This is a genomic window from Enterococcus sp. DIV2402 (assembly GCF_017426705.2).
Classification (GTDB): Bacteria; Bacillota; Bacilli; order Lactobacillales; family Enterococcaceae; genus Enterococcus_F; species Enterococcus_F lowellii.
Genome location: NZ_CP147251.1, coordinates 2,763,055 through 2,783,561, shown reverse-complemented (window position 1 = coordinate 2,783,561; position 20,507 = coordinate 2,763,055). Strand labels below are relative to the sequence as shown.

Annotated in this window: 20 protein-coding genes and 1 pseudogene; 17 read left to right on the top strand and 4 right to left on the bottom strand. The window is 33.6% G+C overall.

Annotation, left to right across the window (positions count from 1 at the left end):
• Window positions 1–9 precede the first annotated feature (9 nt).
• The gene (locus tag DOK78_RS13540; RefSeq protein WP_207941774.1) at window positions 10–1,488 is read right to left on the bottom strand and encodes a helix-turn-helix domain-containing protein; all 1,479 of its coding nucleotides are present in this window, start codon (window positions 1,486–1,488) and stop codon (window positions 10–12) included.
• Window positions 1,489–2,238: 750 nt separating this feature from the next.
• On the opposite strand from DOK78_RS13540, the gene amaP reads away from it, so the two are divergent.
• The 6 genes from amaP to rplS all read left to right on the top strand — a co-directional run bounded on the left by amaP (window position 2,239) and on the right by rplS (window position 6,366).
• Entirely contained in the window at window positions 2,239–2,802 is a 564-nt protein-coding gene (gene amaP / locus DOK78_RS13535) for an alkaline shock response membrane anchor protein AmaP (RefSeq protein WP_207941775.1), read from the top strand.
• A 13-nt stretch (window positions 2,803–2,815) separates the two neighbouring features.
• Window positions 2,816–3,010, top strand: coding sequence for a DUF2273 domain-containing protein (locus DOK78_RS13530; RefSeq protein ID WP_207941776.1), 195 nt, complete (start codon window positions 2,816–2,818; stop codon window positions 3,008–3,010).
• Between the two features lie 23 nt (window positions 3,011–3,033).
• Window positions 3,034–3,579, top strand: a complete 546-nt coding sequence (locus tag DOK78_RS13525; RefSeq protein WP_207941777.1) for an Asp23/Gls24 family envelope stress response protein — start codon at window positions 3,034–3,036, stop codon at window positions 3,577–3,579.
• Window positions 3,580–3,622: 43 nt separating this feature from the next.
• On the top strand, window positions 3,623–3,868 hold the full coding sequence (locus DOK78_RS13520) for a GlsB/YeaQ/YmgE family stress response membrane protein (protein ID WP_207941778.1): 246 nt from the start codon (window positions 3,623–3,625) through the stop codon (window positions 3,866–3,868).
• Between the two features lie 288 nt (window positions 3,869–4,156).
• The gene (locus DOK78_RS13515; RefSeq protein ID WP_207941779.1) at window positions 4,157–5,845 is read left to right on the top strand and encodes a methyl-accepting chemotaxis protein; all 1,689 of its coding nucleotides are present in this window, start codon (window positions 4,157–4,159) and stop codon (window positions 5,843–5,845) included.
• A gap of 173 nt (window positions 5,846–6,018) precedes the next feature.
• On the top strand, window positions 6,019–6,366 hold the full coding sequence (rplS, locus tag DOK78_RS13510; protein ID WP_207941780.1) for a 50S ribosomal protein L19: 348 nt from the start codon (window positions 6,019–6,021) through the stop codon (window positions 6,364–6,366).
• Window positions 6,367–6,852: 486 nt separating this feature from the next.
• Here the strand turns inward: rplS and DOK78_RS13505 are convergent, their stop codons facing one another.
• Window positions 6,853–7,224 (bottom strand): DUF3021 family protein, encoded by a 372-nt coding sequence (locus tag DOK78_RS13505; protein ID WP_207941781.1) that lies wholly within the window; start codon window positions 7,222–7,224, stop codon window positions 6,853–6,855.
• 661 nt (window positions 7,225–7,885) lie between these two features.
• Here DOK78_RS13505 and DOK78_RS13500 point away from each other — a divergent pair.
• The 9 genes and pseudogenes from DOK78_RS13500 (at window position 7,886) to DOK78_RS13460 (ending at window position 15,432) form a co-directional block, all read left to right on the top strand.
• Window positions 7,886–8,317 carry a PTS sugar transporter subunit IIA gene (locus DOK78_RS13500; RefSeq protein ID WP_207941782.1) on the top strand — a complete coding sequence of 144 codons (432 nt, stop codon included), beginning with the start codon at window positions 7,886–7,888 and terminating at the stop codon, window positions 8,315–8,317.
• Complete coding sequence (locus DOK78_RS13495) at window positions 8,301–8,774, top strand: PTS system mannose/fructose/N-acetylgalactosamine-transporter subunit IIB (RefSeq protein ID WP_207941783.1); 474 nt, start codon at window positions 8,301–8,303, stop codon at window positions 8,772–8,774. Before DOK78_RS13500 ends, DOK78_RS13495 begins: the two co-directional genes overlap by 17 nt.
• Window positions 8,771–9,550 carry a PTS mannose/fructose/sorbose/N-acetylgalactosamine transporter subunit IIC gene (locus DOK78_RS13490; protein WP_207941784.1) on the top strand — a complete coding sequence of 260 codons (780 nt, stop codon included), beginning with the start codon at window positions 8,771–8,773 and terminating at the stop codon, window positions 9,548–9,550. Before DOK78_RS13495 ends, DOK78_RS13490 begins: the two co-directional genes overlap by 4 nt.
• The gene (locus DOK78_RS13485; protein WP_207941785.1) at window positions 9,547–10,362 is read left to right on the top strand and encodes a PTS system mannose/fructose/sorbose family transporter subunit IID; all 816 of its coding nucleotides are present in this window, start codon (window positions 9,547–9,549) and stop codon (window positions 10,360–10,362) included. The genes DOK78_RS13490 and DOK78_RS13485 overlap by 4 nt, the downstream gene beginning before the upstream one ends.
• A 3-nt stretch (window positions 10,363–10,365) precedes the next feature.
• Complete coding sequence (locus DOK78_RS13480) at window positions 10,366–11,412, top strand: tyrosine-protein phosphatase (RefSeq protein WP_207941786.1); 1,047 nt, start codon at window positions 10,366–10,368, stop codon at window positions 11,410–11,412.
• A 19-nt stretch (window positions 11,413–11,431) separates the two neighbouring features.
• Window positions 11,432–13,318 (top strand): BglG family transcription antiterminator, encoded by a 1,887-nt coding sequence (locus DOK78_RS13475; protein ID WP_207941787.1) that lies wholly within the window; start codon window positions 11,432–11,434, stop codon window positions 13,316–13,318.
• 160 nt (window positions 13,319–13,478) lie between these two features.
• The gene (locus DOK78_RS13470; RefSeq protein ID WP_207941788.1) at window positions 13,479–14,096 is read left to right on the top strand and encodes an FMN-dependent NADH-azoreductase; all 618 of its coding nucleotides are present in this window, start codon (window positions 13,479–13,481) and stop codon (window positions 14,094–14,096) included.
• A 109-nt stretch (window positions 14,097–14,205) separates the two neighbouring features.
• Window positions 14,206–14,936: pseudogene (locus DOK78_RS13465) on the top strand (class I SAM-dependent methyltransferase).
• A gap of 157 nt (window positions 14,937–15,093) precedes the next feature.
• Window positions 15,094–15,432, top strand: a complete 339-nt coding sequence (locus tag DOK78_RS13460) for a glycine cleavage system protein H (RefSeq protein WP_207941789.1) — start codon at window positions 15,094–15,096, stop codon at window positions 15,430–15,432.
• Window positions 15,433–15,485: 53 nt separating this feature from the next.
• On the opposite strand, the gene DOK78_RS13455 is transcribed toward DOK78_RS13460, so the two are convergent.
• A complete protein-coding gene (locus DOK78_RS13455; protein WP_243430626.1) occupies window positions 15,486–17,306 on the bottom strand; it encodes a heavy metal translocating P-type ATPase in 1,821 nt (606 codons plus the stop codon).
• Window positions 17,307–17,601: 295 nt separating this feature from the next.
• Here DOK78_RS13455 and DOK78_RS13450 point away from each other — a divergent pair, with 295 nt between their 5' ends.
• Together DOK78_RS13450 and DOK78_RS13445 are read left to right on the top strand one after the other, a co-directional pair.
• Window positions 17,602–18,051, top strand: a complete 450-nt coding sequence (locus DOK78_RS13450) for a GNAT family N-acetyltransferase (protein ID WP_207941790.1) — start codon at window positions 17,602–17,604, stop codon at window positions 18,049–18,051.
• 87 nt (window positions 18,052–18,138) lie between these two features.
• Complete coding sequence (locus tag DOK78_RS13445) at window positions 18,139–20,112, top strand: alpha-amylase family glycosyl hydrolase (RefSeq protein ID WP_207941791.1); 1,974 nt, start codon at window positions 18,139–18,141, stop codon at window positions 20,110–20,112.
• A gap of 53 nt (window positions 20,113–20,165) precedes the next feature.
• On the opposite strand, the gene DOK78_RS13440 is transcribed toward DOK78_RS13445, so the two are convergent.
• Window positions 20,166–20,474 (bottom strand): hypothetical protein, encoded by a 309-nt coding sequence (locus tag DOK78_RS13440; protein WP_207941792.1) that lies wholly within the window; start codon window positions 20,472–20,474, stop codon window positions 20,166–20,168.
• Between the last annotated feature and the right edge of the window lie 33 nt (window positions 20,475–20,507).

The window sequence follows — 20,507 nt, the reverse complement described above, 5'->3', positions numbered from 1 at the left end:
CATTCTCGATTAAGAATGCGTCACTTTTGTTTCTTCTAATAGCGTAGAAGTAAGTTGAATAAGGGCTTCTTCAATTTTAGAAAAATCATTTTCTGAAATTTTGGAATTAATTAAAATAATGGGTACCAAGTTTTTGAAGTTGGTTACATAATCGTCCAGCTCATTTAAAGATGTCGTACTTAAAATAATATCGGCTTGATGAATATCAGTTGTAAACTCAATAAAATATTGATCACAAAAGCGTGTTGAAACGCGAAATTCAATATGCTTCGTATATAGAAACGTTAAATCAGAACGAATAAAAATTTTGATTCTTGGAAAGAATATTTTTTTAGGAACAAGATAAAAACATAGTAATAAACTTTCGATTCTAAAATATTCATAGGCTGATTCAGATGTTTTTTGAAGAAATTCTTGCCACAAACTATCGTATTTATCAAATAAAATAGGATAGAGCGTTTTTAATTCGTCGCTATAATGCGTGGTAAAATTATTCAAGCTATTTTCATCAGGTTCAAAAAAGTGATTAGCTAATAATTGTTTGACAAATTTTTTATAAATAAATTCTTTTTGAATATCTGTTAGTGGAAGAAATTTTTCTTCAAATAGTTCAATCCAAATCTCTGCATCTTGTAACGGTAAAACTTTTTCAAGCGATGATAAGTTCACTTGTAGATGGAAATCAATAATATCAGAGCTGTAAATTGCTATTACTAATAGTTGCCAATCTTCATTTTTCCAATCAGTTAAGAAAGGTGGACGTTTTGGTAAAGCAAAACCTTCTAGAATTTGTTTTTCGTTGTCATCATAAGTGAGTGGCCAACCGTATTTCACAGCCGAATTGATAATAAATACCCAAATCGATAAAATTTCAATTGTTTGACTATTCGATTCAAGAGATAAATCAGCAACAATTTGTTCGGATAATTGATTAATTGTTGCCTTGTTTTCGACCCAAGAAATAAATGAAAACTGGCGATGAATCGTAAATAAAAAGACAAAAAAGAAAGAACGTAATTTATATTCTTCACCACTAATTGTAATTTCGTTTGACAAAGTAATTCGGAGCTTGTGTTTTTTTAACGATGAATTAATGTCTTTGATTTTCCGGCGCAATTGCGATTCACTAATATAATGACTATTACAAAAAGCAATGGTGGAGATGGAACGTTTAAGTAATAACTGTTGCAATAACTCATAACCTAATTCGGACGAAAAAATAGTCGCAAGTAATTTTTGATAATTGATAGAAGGTTGTCGTGTTAATTTAATTCCATTTCGCTGATCAATAATTAGTGTTGAAACATCAGTAGGATAGGTTTGTTCAATCTCTTCTTGCAATTCTCGACAGATTTTTTTTATCGTTGATTGACTGTAGTCACCCACAATTTGTGTGAGTTCGCGACTAGAGATAAATTGTATTTCTTCTTCTAAAGCAAATAAAATGTTTTGTTTCAACCAGGCAGTTGAAGAAATTCCGTACATCATAGTTGTTGGTCCTTTCTTGACACACGCTTTAGATGGATAAAAGTTAAATATTTGTTATTTTAATTATAGCCAAAAACAGTTTAGAAAAAGAAAAGCACTTTTATGTTATCTAAAACTTATGTGTTTTATTATACGTTTTTCTTAGGGAGAAAAGATACTACTTTCATTTAAATATCCACACTGGTATAAAATATGAAATAGGTATGATAGGAAATATATCAAAGATTATGTTAAAATGTTATTGTAAGCGGATACTTAAAACCGACTAACCAAAATATCTATACGGTTGCTAAAATTCAAGTTTTTTTATCCTTTCTTTATGTGTGCTATCCTTTGATAGAACAGGAACAAGTGTAATTTTTAATTTGTAAATTGTCCAGTGTAGGTTAAAAAATGGCGGTTATTTTGAAAAAAAGCGTTGTACAATGAATGTATCGATAACAAAGAGGGCAAATATTAAGTAACAATTTAAGTATGTTTAAAAAAAATATGAACATTGTTTCTTTTGATTTAAAAATAATCATACGATATAATGTGATTGTAAGTTTACACGTGTAAAATTTTTAAAATAACAAAAACATTATGTTCTTTTTCGAAATTCGTACGTATTTTGATCTGCCGTTTTCTCTTTTTCGATTGCTCCATTCATTATATACCATTTTAAAAAGGAATGCGCATCATTTCCTTTTAAGCAAAACTTGTATGATTTATTTTTAAATGCAACCATTTTTTGTTAAAAGAGGTGAAAGTATGAATAAGATATGGAAGTGGCTGATAGGAATTTTTTTGCTCTTGACAATTAGTATTTTTGCTTTTGTGATGATTGAAAATCAAACTGTAACATATCTCCCGTTTCGCTTGCTTTCTATGTATGATTACCCATTTATTGGTGGCATCATCCCTTACTTTTTATTCTGGGGAAGTATGATTTGCTCGATTATCCTTTTAGTCTTGCTCGTAGTGGTGATTTTTTATCCAAGCGCGAAGCATTCAATTACTTTAGAGGATGAAAATGGCAAATTAACTATCCAAAAAAAGGCAATTGAACATTTTGTTTTGCAAATTGTTCGTAAAGAACCTTTTCTTGAAAATCCCTCAGTGAAGGTAGTTATGCGTAAGAAAAATATTAAAGTGAAGATTCAAGGGAAGATGCGGAAAGTAATTGCTGTTCCACAGCAACAACGCTTATTGATTGAAGAAGTCACGGCTGAACTTAGACAATTGTTAGGTACTTCAGACAAATTGACTACACAAGTTGTTTTGGAAGATTATCAAGAAACCAAAAAAAGCAACGATTCTCGTCGTGTAGAGTAAAGGAGAGGATCACATGAACGGACTATTTCAACAATACCAATATCCGATAATAGGTGGAGTGGCAGGTTTGATCTTGGCGATTCTTCTCATTACAGTCGGTTTTTTCAAAACAATATTGGTTATATTTTTAACAATTCTTGGCGCGTATCTAGGTTTTTATTTGAATTCGATCGGTTTTTTCGATTCATTTAAACGACCTAAAATATAAAATAATTATTAGGAGGAACTAACATGGAAAAACAACCAAACGTACCAGTAGTACCAAATAAAGAAGTGGCACCAAAAAATATTACAGGAGAACTTACTTTTGACGATAAAGTAATTCAAAAGATTATTGGCATTGCTTTAGAGGAAATTGATGGGTTATTAACGGTTGATGGTGGATTCTTCTCAAATTTAGCTGAAAAATTGGTTAATACAGACAATGTAACATCAGGAATCAGCACGGAAGTTGGTAAAAAACAAGTTGCGGTTGATATGGATGTTGTTGTTGAGTATGGCAAAGATATTAAAAAGATTTACGATGAAGTCAAAGAAGTAATTGCACGAGAAGTGGGCAATATGACACATCTTGATGTAATTGAAGTCAACGTAAATGTAGCAGACATCAAATCGAAAAAAGAATACGAAGAAGATAGCGAAACTGTTCAAGATAAAGTAACAGATGCAGCAAGTACTGCAGGTAGCTATATTTCAAAACAATCAGCCAAAGCGAAACGTGGCGTAGATAAAGGCGTTAACGAAATTCAAGAACGTACAGAACCTCGTGTAGAATAAAAACATGAGGATGAATTAAACGAAAGCAAAGGAGAGGAACAACATGGGATTATTATGGTCATTAATTGTAGGTGGCGTTATCGGAGCAATTGCAGGAGCAATTACTAACAAAGGTTCCTCCATGGGAATTATTGCGAACGTTGTAGCTGGATTAATCGGTTCAGCAGTCGGACAATCATTACTAGGAAATTGGGGACCAAAGCTTGCTGGTATGGCAATTTTACCTTCAATTATCGGAGCAGTGATTGTGGTAGCAGTCGTATCATTCTTTACTAGAAAATCTGCGTAGATTCAATTAATTCCCCAAAATTCTTACTAAACAGGAAGTAGAATTTTTATAATAAAAGCTGGTAGATTAACCATCCCTAATCTACCAGCTTTTTATTTGCGTTGTTTTTTTAATGTGAAATTCACAAATTTCTTTGTGGAAAAGCCTATCATAGAATGGATATACTTATATAACGAAGGTTTTTCTTTTTTAGGAATGGTTTAAAAGATTAAACTTTGTGAAATTACAACCGATAAGAATAATAATCCTGTTACATTGATAGGAAATAATTAAATTGGGGTTGTTGGTATGAGTATAGGCAAAAAATTAACTCTTTCATTTTCCGTATTGATTCTATTGTTAGCAGTATCCATAGGGCTAGCTATTTTTGATTTGAATAAAATTCATCGACAAGTGGAAGAAGCGTTAGATCATCGCTTGTCACAATTAGTATATATTGCAGATATACGGTATGAAGGAGGGATGCAATCCAACCATATTCGCGCTGTTATTTTAGATCCCGAAACTGCCGTTCATCGAGAAAACTTAGAACTGGCTGATAAAAATTTAGACAATAGTCTTGTTGAGCTAGGCAAAGATCTTCCCTCGAATGAATTTAGAGGTTACTGGGAAAGTGCAAATACCGCTAATCAAGAAATTAATGAGGCAATCACTGAGGTACTTGCTACTGTTGATGCTGGAAATATAAGAGAAGCGACAGAAATTGCCAATACACGCATTCAAGAAATTAATACCAGGATGTTCCAAGCAGCAGAGGACATGTTGACATTTCAAACTAAACGCATGGATGCGATTAATAAAGAAACCGAGAAAACTGTGTCCAATTCAATGATTATCTCAATAATTATTTTTATAATTAGTTTAGGTGTGGGAATAGGCTTGATTGTTTATGTACGACGAGTAATTACGATGCCTTTATTACGAGTCATCCATATAGCACAAGAATTTGGAGAAGGAAATTTAGCAACAGAAGACATTCAAGTATCATCTAAGGATGAGGTTGGGCAATTAGGAAAAATTTTTAACGAATCCAAACATAATGTTCGCAGATTAATTGTCAGTATTCAGCAAAGCGCTGAGATTCTAAGTAGCTCATCTGAAGAGCTATCTGCAAGTGCAGAAGAAGTTTTAGCAACCACGGAAGAAGTCGCTCACCAAGCATCCAAGACAACTGATATTGCACAAAATTCTGCAAGTGCGGCCAATGAAAGCTCATTTGCGATGGATGAGACCGCACAAGGGATTCAACGGATTGCTGAAGCTACTCAAGTATTATTTGATTCATCTAATGCAACAAATGAACTAGCCACAAATGGAACCACTGTTGTTAATCTAGCACGTCAACAAATGACAAATATTAGCGAATCAACAGGTTCAGTCAATGACTTGATTCAAAAATTAGCAAAGGAAACAGAAGAAATTGAAAATATTGTTAGGATTATTACCAATCTAACCGATCAAACTAATTTGCTGGCTCTAAATGCTACGATTGAAGCAGCTCGTGCAGGAGAACAAGGCAAAGGATTTTTAGTTGTCGCGGATGAAGTACGAAAATTAGCAGAAGAATCCAAACAATCTGCCACATCCATTACAAAATTAACGACAGAAATTAAGAATGATACAAAAACTGTAGCAAAAGCAATGGAAAGCACGTTGCCAGCTGTTGAAAAAGGGGTAGACGTTATTACCGATGCGGGCAATTCATTTGAAGCCATTGTTGGAGCTGTTCATGAAATGACAAACCAAATTCAGGATATTTCAACTACCTCTGAAGAACTATCTGCAAGTGCTGAACAAGTTTCAGCGTCAGTTGCAGAAATCGCTACAGGATCAGAAGAAACATCGACTAATATTGAAGCAATTGCCGTTTCAATGAATGAACAATCTGAAACGATTAATGATGTAGCAACTGTTTCGATGTCCCTTAGTCAAACTGCGCAAGGATTACAAGAAGAAGCTCGTAAGTTTAAAGTATAAATTAAACGTCCTATGTCTGAAGAATAAAAATGAGAATGACAAGAAAATTTTCTTTACACCTAATATGAAGTATGCTAAGATATTTCAGTGAGTGTAATGCTCAACTATTACAATATTCCGCTGAAGTGACGAAATACTTTATGAATATTTGGAAATAAGGAGAATGATAAATTATGAATCCATTGATTCAAGAACTAACTCAAGAACAATTACGTACTGACATCCCAGCTTTCCGTCCTGGTGACACTGTTCGCGTTCATGCGAAAGTTGTCGAAGGTACTCGTGAACGTATCCAGTTATTCGAAGGCGTTGTTATCAAACGTCGTGGTGCTGGAATCAGCGAAACTTATACAGTTCGTAAAGTTTCAAACGGTATCGGTGTAGAACGTACATTCCCATTGCACACTCCACGTGTTGCACAAATTGAAGTTGTTCGTTACGGTAAAGTACGTCGTGCAAAATTGTACTACTTACGTGCATTACACGGAAAAGCAGCTCGTATCAAAGAAATTCGTCGTTAATATTTTGTTATCTGACAAACGAGAAACTCTTGTTAAATCAAGGGTTTCTTTTTTTTTATTAGTATATTTATAAGAAAACAGATGATGAATATGCTCAAATGGCAGTGAGTAGGGCTGCAAAGGCAGTGCAATAGCGTACTGTGCGTTAAAAACACTGCAAAGTGGTTGGACAAGATTTGTTCCTGATGGGTGGGATTGATTGTGCGGGGATTGTAAAGTGAAACAATCAAAGCAATCACTAAGACTACCAATGAATAGAAAGTACGTGAGTTGTATAATTTAATTATTGATTCGTATAAGTTCGAATTTTTGTTTCCAGTATAATGGATAAAAAACTCTAAAGTGTCGATTGTTTCTATTATACTGGAAACAAAGAGATGAGACTGTGATTGTCAGAAAAATTTTATCTTGTATTCAGGTAAAGACCACGATGAAAGAATGGTTTGGGCTTTTTTTCTAAAATAAAAATAGGTGACCATCACACGATTACCAATTAAATTTTTTAGCAAGAAATAACAGAACACTCCATAAAATCGCTCCTGTTACTAAAAAATAGCCAAAAATGACTAAAGCATCGGTAATATTTTGCAATGGAAACCATCCGCTAAATAATAAGATTGGATAGATTGTTAGTAACATTAATAAAAAATGAATGACAGTTTTTTTGGTCAAACTCCATTGATTAATATCGTATATAACTGTAGCGAAACCAACGATAAAAGCAATCAATGCAGCATAAAAAGTTCCTTTTGCGTCTGTAATACTGTTTTGTAAATAGAGAATATACGCTATGATACTCATAATCACAAAAGGAATTCCACCACGTAACATACCTTTTAGAAATAACTGGATTTTCATAAGCAACCTCTTTTCTATTTACATAATTTTAAAAGATTCACTTTCATTCTACCATATCTAGGGGAAGCTTGAATGAGATTGTCAAAACTTTATAAAAGCAGAACCGCTCTAACATGGAGGACATAGTCTATTTTAACTAGAACTATTAAGTGAATCGGGCAAATACAAATCACGAATTAAAACCCCAAGTGTGGCTTATTTTAAGCCACACTTGGGGTTTTAACGAACGAGGAGAGGCTATTGTTTATTTGCTTTTTGGATGAAGGAATCTACTTGTGCAGCTGGAATTTCCATCATTTCTGCAGCATGTAAAGTATATTTTCCGACTATCTGTATCGCTTAATAGATCCAGAACCTTATTGTTATTTAATATACAGTAGGTAGGGCGTATGCTGAATACAGCAAAGTTTTCTTGAAAGCAATTTAAGAATGCAGATAGTGCGATGCAGTAAATGTAGTTAATTAAGAGAGGAGAGGGGATTGCCATGAAAAATGAGTGTAGGTACGTTTTATTATTCAAAATACTGTTGATTCGTAGTAATTCCCTTTTGTTAGTGAAAATCACGTTGTTGAAAACGTTTTTAATAGATATATAATAAATTATACAAACAGGAGATGTTTGTAAGTGAAAAAATAAAAGGTATTGAAAGGGGAAAGTGAAATGTCAGATACAATTGGTTTATTAATTATGACGCATGGAGATTTTGGTAAAGCAGCCATTGAAAGTGCAGAATTAATTGTTGGAAAACAAGAAAATTACGATACAATGAGTGTTTTTGTCGTAGACCAAGTCGATGATTTGAAGCAAGAAATGTTTGATAAAGCAGATCAACTAGCAACAACAAAAGGTTTATTGGTTCTAACCGATATTGTTGGTGGAACACCCATTAACTTAGCAAGTTATTTATTGGAAAGAGAAAATACGATTGTTGCATCCGGAGTCAATCTACCAATGTTACTAGAAGTATTGATGGCTCGTACAGGGGATTTTGCAACAATTGAAGAAACATTACGTAGTGCTTATGCACAAGGTCTAACAGTTCGTACAAACGCAGATTTGGAAGGAGAAGAAGATGATGAGTATAGTCTTTAGTCGTATTGATGACCGTTTAATTCATGGTCAAGTAGTAACAACATGGGTGAATATGCATAAGGTAGAACAAATTATTGTTTTAAATGATAAGGTCGCAGGAGACAAAACACAAAAAAGTATTTTAACAATGGCAGCACCTGCTGGAATCAATGTACGTGCATTCCCAGTTGAAAAGTTTGGTGAAATCATTAAGAAAAACGCGATTACACGTCGTACGATGCTATTATTTACAAATAGTGAAGATGTTTATCGTGCAGTAGAAGCAGGAATTCCAGTTGAAGAATTAAACGTTGGAGGTATGCGTTTCCAAGAAGGAAGAGAGCGTTTAACAAAAGCTGTCTCAGTTACACCAGCTGAACGTGAAGCTTTCAAAAAATTATTAGAGAAAAGTGTGAAAATAACAATTCAAATGGTTCCAAATGATGAAAAAATTGACTTAAAGGAGGTCATTTCATGATATCAGCATTATTAATTGCAGCGTGGGCCGGTATTTGTGCAATTGATGATATTGGTACACAAATGATTCGTCGTCCATTATTAATTGCTCCCGTTGTTGGCTTAATTATGGGCGATTTAGAAACTTCTCTTTTAATTGGTGCCACTTTAGAAGTTATGTGGATGGGTGTCGGAAACGTCGGTGCTTACTCTGCACCAGATATTATTTCTGGTACAGCCATTGGTACTGCATTAGGAATTGCGTCAGGCGGTACAGCGACTGCGGTTGCTCTAGCGGTTCCAACTTCACTGTTAGCACAGCAATTATTAGTTTTATATCGTTCTAGTATTGTATATTTGAACCCGATTGCCGATAGAATTGCCGAAACTGGGGACTTTTCAAAGATTTTTCGTATTAACTACATTCCAATGTGTATTGCCTTCTTAATTCGCGCCGTACCTACTTTCTTAGCAATTTATTTTGGTTCAGGTGCTATCGATACTGTTGTTGCAGCTTTACCTGAAGATATTATGAAAGGGTTAACAGTTGCTGGTTCAATTATTCCTTCTGTCGGTATTGGCTTATTAATGTTAATGATGATTAAAAAAGGGGAACTATGGACATTTTTAGTAGCTGGTTTTACTTTAGCGGTTTATTTAGGATTATCCGTATTGCCAATTACTTTAATTGCTTTGCCAATCGCATTAATTTACGATTTAGCAACACAACAAAAAGTAGTCGTTCAAAGTTCTGCTGGTACAGTAGATGATGAAGATGAGGAGGATTATGATCTATGAGCGAACAGACAAATAAAGTAACTGAAAAAGACTTGACGAAAGTCTTTTGGCGAATGCAGTTATTAAATGTAACGAATAATTTTCAATCGATGCAAGCGATTGGTTTCTTATCTAGTTTTGCCCCTGTCTTAAATCGTTTATATGCAGACAAACCAAAAGAATTACGTGTAAAAGCGATGAAGCGCCATCTGGAATTTTTCAATAGTCATGTCAATGCCGATGCTTTGATTTTAGGAATTACAGCAGCAATTGAAGAAACAACGGATGAAGATCAAAAAGAAACAGTTACAGGGATTAAAACAGGCTTGATGGGTCCTTTAGCTGGACTTGGCGATAGTATTTTAAAATTTACTTGGTTACCAATTTGTGGAAGTATCGGAGCAGCCTTAGCTTTAAATGGAAGTATATTAGGTCCAATTTTGATGTTTTTACTATACAATTCATTGAATGTAGCAAGTAAATATTATGGAATTCATTTAGGTTACAAAAAAGGAATGGACTTAATTGAGGGAACAGGTGGCAACATCCTACAACGTCTTGCGAACATGGCGAATGTTGTTGGTCTAATGGTTATTGGTGCTTTAATCGCTTCAGTTGTTAAAGTGAATATTGTGTCTGAAATTGCAGCTGGGGAAAATGTTATTGCCTTTCAAGAAATGTTTGATAAAGTAATGCCAGGACTATTTAGCCTATTAATTACTTTTATTGTTTATAAAATTTTGAAAAAAACCAATGGGAAACATGCGCCTTTATTAATTGTGGGAATCATGATTATTTCAATTATCTTAACTATGTTAGGAATCTTAGGGTAGCCTATGGTAAATAAATATGAAGTAACCCAAGTAGCAACAAACCAGTTTCATTTTCAAAGACCTACTTCTGAACAGGCGCAAGAAGTAGCCATCTATGTGATAACATCACCAGATGAACGTCCTGGTGAATTAATCGTTAAAACAAATGAAGATGAAATTACGGTAGAAGTGGATGCAACAAACAATCGTCCTTATTTCTATATTCAAACTGAAAAGGAAGGTTATACAGTTGCCGAACGTACATTACCGGTTGAAGGAATGAATAATTTCCGTGATATGGGTGGGTACGAAACCGCTGATGGACATACCGTGAAATGGGGAAAATTATATCGTTCGGATCATATTCATAATGCGACAGAAAATGGTGTTTCCTATTTGAATAAATTAGGAATTCATACAATTATCGATTATCGAAGTGATGATGAAATATCTAAATATCCGAATAAAAGATTAACTCCGGAACCAAAAACGGTTCATTTAGATCCTGCAGCCCATGCCGCAGAATTAGCCGCACAATTCCAATCATCAAAGGAAAATGAAGACATTAATTTAATTACCAAAATTATTGAACAACAAAAAGCGGGTACATTAGTAAATCAAGCAGATGTTGTATTGAAGCAATATCGAGTATTTGCTAATAAAGACGAATCAAAAAGAGCGTTTGCGGAAATGCTCAGAGTGGTAGCTCAACCTGATGCACCAGCAGTTGTTCAACATTGCCGAGGTGGAAAAGATCGTACAGGCTTTGGTGCGATGCTTGTGTTAGGCGTATTAGGAGTACGTAAAGAAGATCTTATCGCAGATTATTTACTAACTGCTAAAAATCGAGAAGAGCGTAACCGAGTTAAAATGGAAGGCTATAAAAAATTAACGACGGATCAAAGTGTATTGGATCATTTATATTCATTTATTGATACAAAATCCGAATTTTTAGAAGCATCTATAGATACAATTATTGAAACATATGGTTCAATTGAAAATTATGTGACTTCCGAACTCAAAATAACGCAAGAAATGATTGACACTATGAAAGAGCTTTATTTAGAATAGTGGTAAAGGAGGTGAGACTATGCACTTAGGAATATCTGAGAAATTAAAATTTTTAGATGAAAAACCTAGGCACAAAGCATTGTTTCTCCTTCTTTTTCGTGCAGATGATTATTTGACGAGTGAAGAGCTAGCTGACCAACTTAAGGTGACCTCCCGAACCATTAAAACCGATATCAAACAGTTGAAAGAAGAAATTGACAGTCCAGAAATGGCGATTGTTTCCAAACGCTCACTTGGGTATAAGATGGAAATCCTTGAAAAGGAATACGAGAATAAAATTAAAGAATTTTATCAAATTTTTCCATCAACAACAATTGAAAGTGAGTTTGATCATCGCGTAAATTATATTGTCCGTTGCTTTTTATCATCAAAAAAACCAATTAAAGTAGAAGAAATTCAAAGAAAATTAGTTATCAATTATTCAATTAATCGTGAACTGCAAGAAGTAAAACAAATGCTTTCACAATATGATTTATCTTTAGTTAGTCGTCCACATTATGGCATGATGATTAAAGGAGCAACCTTCAAAAAAGTTTTATTAACTATTCGAATGTATCGCTATTTTGACAAGAATGCCAGTAATGATTTTGGTATTCCAGAATATAGTGCGTTTTTCTATTGTGACAATTGTGAAAAAGAAAAAATTCGACAAACTTTTTTTAAATCAATTACTAAATCTCGTATTGTATTTTCCGATATTAATGCTGAACGTTTTATTGTATATTTGCTCTATTTTCGTAATCAAACTTTATATAAAAATACTATCACGTTAGGTTTACCAGAAATTTTATTTGAGTATAAGGAGACAGATGAGTATTATTTAGTGATAGAAATTCTTCAAAAATTACGAAATAAATTTGAGGGCTTTGAATTTACTGAAGAAATTATTCAGTTTTTGACCTATATTGCGATTTTTAGTACCGATTTATATCGTTTTGTTGATTGTAGTAAAGAAAATTATAATTATTTAATTAATTTAGCAGAAGAAACTAGAAATTTTTTATTAAGAGAAGTCTCTGAATATTTACAAATTGATGCATTTGATGATTATACATGCTTAAAAGATTTATTAAAAATTATGATTCCTATCAGTCTAAAAATTATGTTGAATGTTTCTGATAGCATCGATTTAAGATACAATGATTTCAAAAATGATGGTCATCAACCTATTCTTCGCTATTATATGAAAAAAATCTATAAAAAATTTTTTAAGACATATCATTATCATTTTTCAAAACGTGAACAGCACTTAATCTTTTTGACTTTTTATGGAATGTTAAATCGAATTGTGTTAGAACACAGAAAATTAAATGTAGCTATTATTGCTATTGATGGACGTTTATCAACGCAGCAATTAAAATTTAACCTTCAACATCATTTTTCTGAATTTATTGATCGAATTGAAACAAAAGTGCTTTATGAACTAGATTTGCAAAGTAATCATGCATATGATCTTTATTTATGCTCAAATTATGGCAAAAAATTAAATATTCAACATAATCCAATTTATTTTGTTGAAGAAGAAATGGATGAATTACAATATATAGATTCATTGAAATATTTATTTTTCCAAGCGTTTGAGTATGAAAAAAAATTACCACCGTTTAGTTTTGAGATTCAAGCATTAGAAGAACCGATTAAGCAAGTAGCTTCTTATGACTATCTTCCTTTAAATGGCAATATTCATCTTTATCTAAATCTTGATTCTGAAAAAGAGAACTTTAAAATTTTACGATTAGAAAAATCCAATCAAATCGAATATTGTTTATACGTCGATTTGGCAATTAAAGAAGATAAGCAAAAGTTAAAGATGCTGTTTAATATCATTCAACGAATTGTGGATGATTCAACGAAACTAGAAGAACTTTCTCGTACGGAAACGCGTTATAGCTATTTTTTGATGTAAAAAGTTTTACAATTATACTCCTCTTTTTTTTATTGAATAGACTGAGGGTTAATCAATATAATTATTTACTTATATATAGTAAGTGCTTATTTATTGTAAGTGAAATAAATCTATAGTATACTAACCTCTGTTATAACTTATTGAAAAGGTGGAAATTGATTTGAAAAAGATTTTAGTTGTTAAAGCAAATAACCGTCCGGATGGCGTCTCTGCAAAAATGTTTGATGTTTTTGTAGAAAATTTAGATAAAAATAAAGTGGAAGTAACAACATTTGATGTTTATGCACAAGCAATGCCTTATATTGGTCAAACATTATTTGATTCATTTGGCAAACAAGCACAAAATCAAGAATTAAATGAAGAAGAACAAGCATTAATGTCTGTTCGTCAAGAAGTGATGGATAAATTCGCTGCAGCTGATACGATTGTATTTGCTTTCCCAATGTGGAACTTAACTATTCCAGCAGCATTGCATACATTTATCGATTATATTTTCCAAGCAGGTTTTACATTCTCTTACAATGCAGATGGTTCAATGAATCAATTATTAGCAGACAAAGAGATTGTTTTATTGAATGCTCGTGGTGGCATTTATTCAGGTGACATGAGCGTAATGGAAAATGCAGTGACGTTTATGGAAAAAGTTTTTGGTGGTATGTTTGGTATGACAATTACGGATGAAGTAATTATTGAAGGACACAATGCAGATCCTTCAAAAACTGCTGAAATTATCGCTGAGGGAATGGAACGCGTTGCCGCAGTAGCGAAAAAGTTTTAAGCTAACAAATGAGCGTCTAGTGCTTTTCAAGCATTAGACGTTTTTTTATTTCAAAAAAACAGCAAAATTATATATGATAAACCTATGCAGTAACAAAGGAGGGACGAAAGTGAAAGAAAATAAATATAACGACGAGAAATTTTTTCTAAAATACAGCGAAATGTCACGTTCCAAACAAGGATTAGAAGGAGCTGGTGAGTGGTCAGAATTAGAAAAATTCTACCTGATTTTCAAAATAAGTACGTATTAGATTTAGGGTGTGGTTATGGCTGGCATTGTAAATATGCGGTTGAAAATGGTGCAAGTGAAGTAGTTGGTATCGATCTTTCAGATAAAATGTTACAAATTGCTCAAGAAAAAAATGGCGATGGAAAAATCAGTTATCAATGTATAGCGATGGAAGATGTGACTTTTCCAGCAGCAACGTTTGATGTAGTGATTAGCTCGTTGGCTGTTCATTATGTAAAAAATTTTGAATCTTTAGTGACTAATATTGCCAAGTGGTTGAAACCCAAGGGTGAATTTGTTTTTTCAGTTGAACACCGTATATTTACCTCACAAGGCACACAAGATTGGTATTACGATGAGAAGGGTGAAATTTTACATTTTCCTGTAGATAATTATTATTATGAAGGAAAACGTGAAGCGACTTTTTTAGGCGAAAAGGTAACGAAATATCATCGTACACTAACCACTTATTTGAATACCTTGTTACAAAATGGTTTTGAATTCCAGCACATTATTGAACCTCAACCACCAGAAGAAATGATGGACTTAGTGGGAATGAAAGATGAGATGCGACGTCCAATGATGTTATTGATATCCGTTAAAAAGAAATAATTACACAAAAAGGAACAGCTATACTTGCTTACATTCAGAAAAAAGCGTAGCTGTTTCTTTTTTAGTATAAAAATCTGTTTATAAACTAGAATATCAGATAAAAGCAGCCGATTGTTTAATATAAGAGCTTAAAAAACAAAGGGAAGGATTGTCTGAGATGAAGAAAATAGTTTTTAAAGAAACAGAACATTTTTGGATTTTATTTAATGGAAAAGAATACGTTGTTGGTTTAACCAAACTGTCACAACAGGCGTTAAAGACAGCAACACACCTGGAACTTCCAAAAGAGCTTCAAGCTTTTCAACAAGGAGAGCCATTAATTGAATGTAACTTCAATCAAACTGTCAGTAAGTTTGTGAGTCCTTTAACAGGTGTAATTTCTTCAATTAATGAAAAAATAAATCAAGACATGCAGGTATTACACACTGAAGATGAATTGGATGCTTGGGTATTAGCTTTTAAAGATGTTGAACAAGATGAATTTATTGCCTTATAAATAAGATACCCTCTCTGAGCACTACATCATTAGCGTTCAGAGAGGGTACCTTTTTAATCATGGATAGTTTTTAGTAAACGGAGTCCATTCAGAATTACTAAAATAGTGCTGCCTTCATGTCCAATGACAGCTAGTGGAATTGTTAAAATTTGTAAGATATTAATGAGAACCAATAACAGAATAATAGCAATACTAAAAATAATATTTTGTTTAATGATTTGTTTCATTTTTTTTGATAATTTATGAGTATACACTAATTTCGCTAAATTATTTTCTAAAATAACTACGTCAGCAATATCCATCGCTACATCCGTTCCTTCGCCCATGGCAATCCCGATAGTCGCAGTAGCAAGAGCGGGCGCATCGTTCACACCATCACCCAGCATCGCATTTTTCCCGAACTTTTGTTTTTGCTCGTTTAAAAAAGCAACCTTATCTTCTGGTAATAACTCTGATTGGTATTCAGCGATACCAAGTTCATGCGCAATAGTTGTTGCTGTATATCGGTTATCGCCTGTGAGCATCAGTGTATGAACATTGGCCTCATTAAAATAGTGAATGACTTCTTTGGCATGTTTATTTAACGTATCTAATAATGCGATTGCGCCAATAAATTGTTGATTACATTCCATATAAACCACAGTTTTTCCTTGCAATTTCCACTTTTTAATCTGAGGATTATCTTCATAGCAGCCCATTTTTTTTCCAATATAATAAATGTTTCCATCAACCATTCCTTGAATACCCTTTGCTGTTAGTTCTTCAACCACTAATTGTTTTTTTTGATGTGTTTGCCAATTTCTAACGATTGCTTTTGCCAAAGGGTGGGTACTTTTTTCTTCTAAACCAATGACAATCGGAATGATTTCTTGTTCGGGAACAGTCCAAAAAACATTGGTAACAGTTGGTTGCCCATTTGTTAAAGTGCCCGTCTTATCAAAGGCAATACTTCTGATTTCTGCTAGTTCTTCTAAGTAAGTGCCTCCTTTAAACAAGACACCATGACGAGCTCCGTTACTGACCGCACTCAATAATGCAGGCGTACTACTAGCGACTAGCGCACATGGACTAGCAACTACTAATAAATTTACGCCACGATAAAAACTTTCATTCCACGACCAATTTAAACTGAAATGAAACAGTAAAATGGCTAAGGGAACGCCCAAAAGAATACTTAGAACATAACGATTTTCGATTTTTTGAATAAATGTTTCGGTTTTTGTTTGACTATTTTGTGCATCCTCGACTAGTTGAATGATTTTTGCGAAGACTGTTTCGGATTTGTTTTTGTTCACTTCAATAATTAATTCATTTCCTAAGTTAATTGTACCGCCAAAAACTTCTTCATTTATTTTCTTTAAGCGAGGCATACTTTCACCATTGACGACGGCTTCATCCAATTCGGAAGCACCTTGTAAAATGATGCCATCAGTAGGGACGTTTTCCCCTTTGAAGATAGCCAAGTGATCGCCTATCGTTAATTGATTGGCATCGATCATTTGATATGTACCATCATCCAAAATTTTTCGTGCAATTTTCGGTTGTCGATTAATGAGATGATTGATTGCACGGGTACTTTTATCCGTTGCATATTTTTCAAGTAAATGACTTAAACTAAAGATAAAAATGAGGAGCGCACCTTCGCGCCAATCACCAATGATTCCTGCACTAATGGCAGCAATCATCATTAATAAATCAACATTAAAATGCTTTTCTGTCACTAATTCTCGTAAACCTGCAATGGTAATTTCCAATCCTCCAAAAAGAATCCCCATAAGATAAATTAGCCAACTACCTTCAAAATGCATAATATCTGATATTAAACCAGCTAATAAACTAAGCGTGCAAGCGATAGTTCCAAATAATGTCCACATAATTAATGCCCTCCTTCATAAACAACATAGCACTAGGCTAATTATTTAGACATTGGAATCCCTTAGTTGATAAAGAGAATCGTTTCAGAAATGATGTTGAGGTTTTGGAGTACCCTTCTGAAATATGGTATTATAAACGTAGCATTAAATGTACAAAGAAAAGTTGGCTGTTTGAAGAATATCATGGAAATAGAATAGCCATTCTTTATTTAGTTATAGAATAATTAGGCATGGTTCAAAATACGGAAAAGGAGATAGTCCGGATGGATAGTCTCAAAAATGAGGAGACTGTTTTATGATTGTTTTAAAAAAAATTAATCAAACAAATTATAAAGAATGTATTTCCTTAAGGACGACAGATGAACAGAAACAATTTGTTTGTGTGAATTGGTACTCGTTATTAGAAAGTTTGTATGAAAAGAATCGTCATGCATTAGGTATCTATTTAGATGACGCAATGATTGGTTTTATGATGTTTAGTCATTATCCTGCTGATGCTAGTTATGCCTATGATTCATGGTGGATTGAACGCTTTATGATTGATACAAAATTTCAAAATATGGGGTATGGCAAAGAAGCATTGATTCAAGGAATTCATTGGTTTGATCAAAATATTTCCGAAAATGTCTTACGGATAAGCGCAGTAAAAACAAACGACGTGGCATTGAAGTTATATGAAAAATTATCTTTTATTCGTACTGGGGAGGAATTAGAAGGAGAAATTGTATTGTTAAAGACGCGATGATTGGAGGTAGTAGTTATTTTCTAATAAATCATATATATAATAGGCAGTCTCTTCTTTTCAAATATTGAATTAATAGGAGGTACCAATATGCTTAGTGAAAAAATTTTAGAAATTGATCCATTTTTAAAACCATATATTTCAGATATTCGTTTAAGAAATCAAAATTATTTAACAACTAAAAAACGATTACTAGAAAAAGGGCAAAAAATTTCTAGCTTTGCGAATGGTCATCATTATTTTGGATTTCATAAACAAAAAAATGGCTGGATCTATCGCGAATGGGCGCCAAATGCGAAAAAAATTGCTTTGATTGGAGAGTTTAATCAGTGGAATCGTACAAGCCATTTATTGAAAAATATTGGTGATGGTGTTTGGGAGATTCAACTTACAGATGAAGATCAGCTTGTTCATGGTTCTAAAGTGCGCATTGAAATTACGACAGAGAACGATAAATTTGAACGCATCCCAACTTATTGTAAGCGTGTGGTACAAAAAAAAGAGACGGTTGATTTCGATGGTCAAGTTTGGGATCCACCGCAGCCTTTTGAGTGGACGGACCAAGAGTTCAAACGACCACAAGATGAACCGGTATTAATTTATGAAAGTCATGTTGGCATGGCGGGAATCAAAGAAGGAATTTCATCATTCCAAGAATATATTGAAACCGTTTTACCTAGAGTGAAGGAATTAGGCTACAATACGATTCAATTGATGGCGATTGCAGAGCATCCATATTATGGTTCATTCGGTTACCAAGTGTCGAATTTCTTTGCTGTTTCTTCTAAATTTGGTACGCCAGAGGATTTAAAATTATTGATTGATACAGCGCATAGTTTGGGTATTAGTGTATTGTTAGATATTGTTCATTCACATTCTGCAACAAATGTTGTCGAAGGGTTAGCACAATTTGATGGAACCGAAACTCAGTATTTCCATGCAGGTGATAGAGGAACACACCCTGAATGGGGCTCAAAATTATTTAATTATGGTAAAACAGAGGTCATTCATTTCTTATTGTCCAACGTTAAATATTGGTTGGAAGAATATCATTTTGATGGGTTCCGTTTTGATGCCGTAACATCCATGCTTTACCATCATCATGGTTTAGGGGTCTCTTTTGATCACTACGATAAATATTTTTCTATCAATACAGATACAGAAGCGTTAACCTATCTACAATTAGCAGCAGAAGTCGCTAAAGAAGTTGCTCCAGATTGTATTTTAATTGCTGAAGATATGAGTGGCATGCCAGGAATGTGTTTGCCAATTGACATCGGAGGCATTGGTTTTGATTATCGTTTGGGAATGGGAGTCCCTGATTTTTGGATTAAAACATTGAAAAATACATCTGATTACGATTGGAATTTAGGCTCGATTTGGTATGAATTGAACCAAAGACGCCCTCAAGAAAAAGTAGTGGGCTACTGTGAATCACATGACCAAGCTTTAGTCGGAGATAAAACTATCATGTTCCGTTTAGCCGATCAGGAAATGTATTGGAAGATGGATGTCTTTTCACAAAGCGATATTATTGATCGCGCAATTGCTTTGCATAAAATGATTCGTTTAATTACTTGTACTTGCGCTGGTGAAGGGTATTTAAATTTTATGGGTAATGAATTCGGTCATCCTGAATGGATTGATTTTCCAAGTCCGGATAATAATTGGAGTTATTCGAAAGCTAGAAGACGGTGGGATTTAGCGGAAGATACTAATTTAAGATATCGTTTCTTGCAAAGCTTTGATCATGCGATGATTGAGTTAGTGAAAGAAAATAATTTGTTAGCAACCTCTTCCGAATTATTATTGCATCATGAAGATCATAAATTATTAGCTTATCAAAAGGGAGAATTTGTTTTCATTTATAATTTTCATCCGGTAGAACAGCATACAGTAAACTTGCAGATTGATGCCACGAAGGCGAAGTTAATTTTACATTCTGATTGGCAAGAGTTTGGCGGTTACTTAGATTCGACAAATGAACAGAAACCTTTAGTAGCTTCAAGCACTCAATTTAGTATACCGATTAATCGACGTTCAGTAGCTGTGTATAAAATCTAATTAGAAAACCGAACAATTTTAGAGCAAGGGTGCTTTAGAATTGTTCGGTTTGTTTATATGCACTTTTTTGTTTTGATTTGTTCCAATATGATTTCGGCATTCAAACTGATATAGGAACTAATTGTAAAATTCAGTGTTTTTATTTTTTTAGGAATCCGTCTTATCACGCGATGATTTAGAGAAATCATTGGATCGACAAATATCATTTTTTCATCAGTGAAGCGATGTGTTTCTAGTTGCCCTAATGTTAGAACAGTCACTTCGATGGTATCGTGAGACATTAAGCGAATATTACGTGCTAGAATTTTAATGACACTTCCTGCAAGGCTAGAGCGATCCACAAATAGTACTTTTTCAGTCATTTTTATTTCTCTCCAATATATTTTTATCATTTA

Coding starts and splice junctions, on each gene's coding strand:
- DOK78_RS13540 (WP_207941774.1), bottom strand. CDS start 1,488: ATGATGTACGGAATTTCTTCAACTGCCTGGTTGAAACAAAACATTTTA.
- amaP (WP_207941775.1), top strand. CDS start 2,239: ATGAATAAGATATGGAAGTGGCTGATAGGAATTTTTTTGCTCTTGACA.
- DOK78_RS13530 (WP_207941776.1), top strand. CDS start 2,816: ATGAACGGACTATTTCAACAATACCAATATCCGATAATAGGTGGAGTG.
- DOK78_RS13525 (WP_207941777.1), top strand. CDS start 3,034: ATGGAAAAACAACCAAACGTACCAGTAGTACCAAATAAAGAAGTGGCA.
- DOK78_RS13520 (WP_207941778.1), top strand. CDS start 3,623: ATGGGATTATTATGGTCATTAATTGTAGGTGGCGTTATCGGAGCAATT.
- DOK78_RS13515 (WP_207941779.1), top strand. CDS start 4,157: ATGAGTATAGGCAAAAAATTAACTCTTTCATTTTCCGTATTGATTCTA.
- rplS (WP_207941780.1), top strand. CDS start 6,019: ATGAATCCATTGATTCAAGAACTAACTCAAGAACAATTACGTACTGAC.
- DOK78_RS13505 (WP_207941781.1), bottom strand. CDS start 7,224: ATGAAAATCCAGTTATTTCTAAAAGGTATGTTACGTGGTGGAATTCCT.
- DOK78_RS13500 (WP_207941782.1), top strand. CDS start 7,886: ATGTCAGATACAATTGGTTTATTAATTATGACGCATGGAGATTTTGGT.
- DOK78_RS13495 (WP_207941783.1), top strand. CDS start 8,301: ATGAGTATAGTCTTTAGTCGTATTGATGACCGTTTAATTCATGGTCAA.
- DOK78_RS13490 (WP_207941784.1), top strand. CDS start 8,771: ATGATATCAGCATTATTAATTGCAGCGTGGGCCGGTATTTGTGCAATT.
- DOK78_RS13485 (WP_207941785.1), top strand. CDS start 9,547: ATGAGCGAACAGACAAATAAAGTAACTGAAAAAGACTTGACGAAAGTC.
- DOK78_RS13480 (WP_207941786.1), top strand. CDS start 10,366: ATGGTAAATAAATATGAAGTAACCCAAGTAGCAACAAACCAGTTTCAT.
- DOK78_RS13475 (WP_207941787.1), top strand. CDS start 11,432: ATGCACTTAGGAATATCTGAGAAATTAAAATTTTTAGATGAAAAACCT.
- DOK78_RS13460 (WP_207941789.1), top strand. CDS start 15,094: ATGAAGAAAATAGTTTTTAAAGAAACAGAACATTTTTGGATTTTATTT.
- DOK78_RS13455 (WP_243430626.1), bottom strand. CDS start 17,306: ATGTGGACATTATTTGGAACTATCGCTTGCACGCTTAGTTTATTAGCT.
- DOK78_RS13450 (WP_207941790.1), top strand. CDS start 17,602: ATGATTGTTTTAAAAAAAATTAATCAAACAAATTATAAAGAATGTATT.
- DOK78_RS13445 (WP_207941791.1), top strand. CDS start 18,139: ATGCTTAGTGAAAAAATTTTAGAAATTGATCCATTTTTAAAACCATAT.
- DOK78_RS13440 (WP_207941792.1), bottom strand. CDS start 20,474: ATGACTGAAAAAGTACTATTTGTGGATCGCTCTAGCCTTGCAGGAAGT.